This is a genomic window from Sphingomonas sp. (assembly GCF_031426035.1).
Taxonomy (GTDB): Bacteria; Pseudomonadota; Alphaproteobacteria; order Sphingomonadales; family Sphingomonadaceae; genus Sphingomicrobium.
This window is the reverse complement of the sequence record NZ_JANPKO010000067.1, coordinates 1-3,360: the sequence shown is the minus strand read 5'-3', so window position 1 is coordinate 3,360 and position 3,360 is coordinate 1. Positions and strand designations below refer to the sequence as shown.

3 protein-coding genes and 1 pseudogene are annotated in these 3,360 nt (G+C 68.8%); 1 reads left to right on the top strand and 3 read right to left on the bottom strand.

All coding sequences use genetic code 11. The features are described from left to right. Both RMP08_RS04220 and RMP08_RS04215 read right to left on the bottom strand, forming a co-directional pair. Nucleotides 1-606, bottom strand: a 606-nt coding sequence (locus RMP08_RS04220) for a YebC/PmpR family DNA-binding transcriptional regulator (RefSeq protein ID WP_310467740.1), incomplete at its 3' end; no start/stop codon positions are given. Nucleotides 607-615: 9 nt separating this feature from the next. Further along, complete coding sequence (locus RMP08_RS04215) at nt 616-858, bottom strand: DUF2312 domain-containing protein (protein WP_310467739.1); 243 nt, start codon at nt 856-858, stop codon at nt 616-618. Nucleotides 859-983: 125 nt separating this feature from the next. Here RMP08_RS04215 and pyk point away from each other — a divergent pair, with 125 nt between their 5' ends. Beyond that, nucleotides 984-2,459, top strand: a complete 1,476-nt coding sequence (gene pyk, locus RMP08_RS04210) for a pyruvate kinase (RefSeq protein WP_310467738.1) — start codon at nt 984-986, stop codon at nt 2,457-2,459. Between the two features lie 102 nt (nt 2,460-2,561). Here pyk and RMP08_RS04205 read toward each other — a convergent pair. After that, nucleotides 2,562-3,163 (bottom strand): annotated as a pseudogene (locus RMP08_RS04205) (NAD(P)H-hydrate dehydratase). Nucleotides 3,164-3,360: the final 197 nt, after the last annotated feature.

Here is a 3,360-nt window from a genome sequence, read left to right as displayed (position 1 = left end):
CGGCTTCCACGCCAGTTTGGCGCCCTCGCTGTCGCCGAGATGCGGCTCGAGCGCTTTCGCTACTTCATGCAAAGTCTCGACGCTGGTCCAGATGCGGTGGCCGTCCTCGTCGCTCTCGACATCGTCGGCGCCCGCCTCGATCGCCGCGTCGAGCACTTTCTCCGCATCCCCCGCGCTGCCCGGATATTCGATCAGCCCCATCCGCTCGAAGCCGTGGCTGACGCTGCCGCTCGCACCGAGATTGCCGCCGTTCTTGGCAAAAGCGGTGCGGACGTTGGTGGCGGTGCGGTTGCGGTTGTCGGACAATGCCTCGACGATCAGGGCGACCCCGCCGGGGCCGAACCCCTCGTAGCGAATTTCCTCGTAATTCTCGGCGTCGCCGCCCGACGCCTTGTCGATCGAGCGCTGGATATTGTCCTTGGGCATCGACTGGGCGCGGGCGGCCAGCACCGCCGAGCGCAGCCGCGCGTTCATCTCGGGATCGGGCAAGCCCATCCGCGCCGCGACGGTGATCTCGCGCGCCAGCTTGGAGAACATCGACGAGCGCTTTTTGTCCTGCGCGCCCTTGCGGTGCATGATGTTCTTATATTTGGAATGGCCGGCCATGCTGCCCTCCTACGCCAGGCCGAGCGCGGTGCGATAGGTTTCGAGCAACGCGTCCTGCTCCTGCCGCGTGTGGGTTTCCATTTTCCGCAGGCGCACGATCATCCGCATGATCTTGGTGTCGTAGCCGTTGGCCTTGGCCTCCGAATAGACGTCGCGGACGTCGTCGGCGATCGCCTTCTTCTCTTCCTCCAAGCGCTCGATGCGCTCGATAAACAGCCGCAGCTGGTCGGCCGCGACGGTGCCTTCCGCCATGTCTTACTCCTGATTCATGGATAGCTTAGGGCGGCCTCTAGGGGAGCCAAAGCGGGCGCTCAAGCCGGTTGAACGGCTTTGCCAACCGGCTATGGCAGCGCCCAGCGCATTTCGAAGGAGCCGCCTTGACCGAGCCACTCGCACCGCGATCGCGCAAGGTGAAGATCCTCGCCACGCTCGGCCCCGCATCGAGCAAGCCGGCGATGATCCGCAAGCTGCTGCTGGCCGGGGCCGACGCCTTCCGCATCAACATGAGCCACGGCGACCACCGCCAAAAAGCCGCGCTGGTCAAAGCCATCCGCGAACTGGAGAAGGAATTCCGCCGCCCGACGACGATCCTGTTCGACCTCCAGGGCCCCAAATTGCGCGTCGGCGATTTTGTGGGCGGGTCGGCGGTGGTGGCCAAGGGCGACCGCTTCATACTCGACCGCGACCACACCCCCGGCGACGCGGGGCGGGTCGAGCTGCCCCACCCCGAGCTGTTCGGCGCGGTCAAGGCCGGGGCGCGGCTGCTGATCGACGACGGCAAGGTGCGATTGAAGGTGATCGAGGCCGACGGCACGCGGATCGTCACCGAAGTCGTGGTCGGCGGCACGCTGTCGAACCACAAGGGCGTCAACGTCCCCGACGTGGTGGTGCCGATCCCGGCGCTGACCGACAAGGACCGCGCCGACCTCGCCTTCGCGCTCGAGCAGAAGGCCGACTGGATCGCTTTGTCGTTCGTCCAGCGGCCCGAGGACGTCGCCGAGGCGCGCGAGCTGATCGGCAGCAAGGCCGCGCTGCTGGCAAAAATCGAAAAGCCCGCCGCGATCGACCGCCTCGACGACATTCTCGCGCTGGCCGACGCAGTGATGGTCGCGCGCGGCGACCTTGGCGTCGAGCTGCCCCCGTTCGAGGTGCCGCCGCTGCAGAACCGCATCGTCGCCGCCGCGCGCCAGTCGGGCAAGCCGGTGGTGGTAGCAACGCAGATGCTCGAATCGATGATCCACTCGCCGACTCCGACCCACGCCGAGGTCAGCGATGTCGCGACCGCGATCTACGACGGCGCCGACGCGGTGATGTTGTCGGCGGAAAGCGCGGCGGGCGATTACCCGCTCGAGGCGGTGGCGATGATGGACAGCATCGCGATGAGCGCCGAGCACGACCCGGTATACCCGGCGCGGATTCATTTCACCGAGACCCCGGCGGAGGAGACCGCGGCCGATGCTTTGTCCGAAAGCGCCGCGCAGATCGCGCGCACGCTCAAGGTTAAGGCGATGGCCTGCTATACGTCGTCGGGCTCAACCGCGCGGAGGATCGCGCGCGAGCGCCCGCCGGTGCCGATCCTGGCGATGACCGCGAGCCTGGCGGCGGCGCGGCGGCTGGGGCTGCTGTGGGGGGTCCACGCGGTCCACACTCGCGATGTCGCGAGCTTCGAGGAGATGGTCGCCAAGGCCAAGCGGATGGCGCTGCGCCACGGCATCGCGCACGGCAACGACCGCGTGATCATCATGGCAGGGGTGCCGTTCGGGACCGCGGGATCGACCAATGTGCTGCACGTCGTGCGGCTGGTGGGAGACGAGCTCGAAAAGCACGAGCCGGGGACCAAGTCAGCGCGCTAGCAGCGCCGGGATTTCACCTGGGATTTCGCGCGCGAGGAAGCCGGTGGGGCCGACCCGCTTGGACAGCGCGGCGCCCGCCTCGCCGTGGATCAGAACCGCCCACTACATAGCGGTAAGCGGATCGGCGCCGCGCGCGAGCAGGCCGCCGACGATCCCCGCCAGCGTGTCGCCGCTGCCCGATACGCCGAGCCCGGGCGAGCCGTCGCTGAACACCCAGGCGCGCCCGTCGGGGTGGACGACATAACTGGTGACGCCTTGACCAAGACGATCGCGCGATACAGCTCGGCCGCCTTGCGCCCGCAGCCGGGCGGATCGGCCTCGATCTCGGTTTCATCGCAATCTAGCAGCGACGCCAGTTCGCCGGCATGGGGCAGAAGCACCGGCAGCGAGGCGCGCTCGGCGGTGCGGCTGTCGAGCGGCTCGAGCGCGTGGAGCAGCGCGGCGTCGAGGGCGAGCGCGGCGGGGGAATTGAGCAGCGCCTCGGCGATCCGCGCGCACACCGGCCCGGTCGCGACGCCAGGCCCGGCGACCACCGCGTCGGCGTCGGCGGCAAGCTCGGCGATGCGCGCCACCGACGAACGTGCGAACCCGCCGTCGCGCTGCTCGGGCAAGCCGACCACCATCGCTTCGGACATCGCCAGCCCAAGCATCGGCGCGATGCTCTCGACCGTTGCGATCTGCAATTTCCCGGCCCCGGCGCGCATCGCCGCGGTGGCGCTAAGCAATGCCGCGCCGGGCACCTCGCGGCTGCCGGCGATAATCAAAATCCGCCCGTGGCTGTCCTTGTCGCCGCCGGTCACGCGCGGCAGCGGAAAGACCTTGAGCGCAGCGCGGGTCAGCGGCGCGGGTTTGCTCACCGCGATCCCGCCACCGCGTCGGGCGCCGAGGTCTTGGCCGCGCC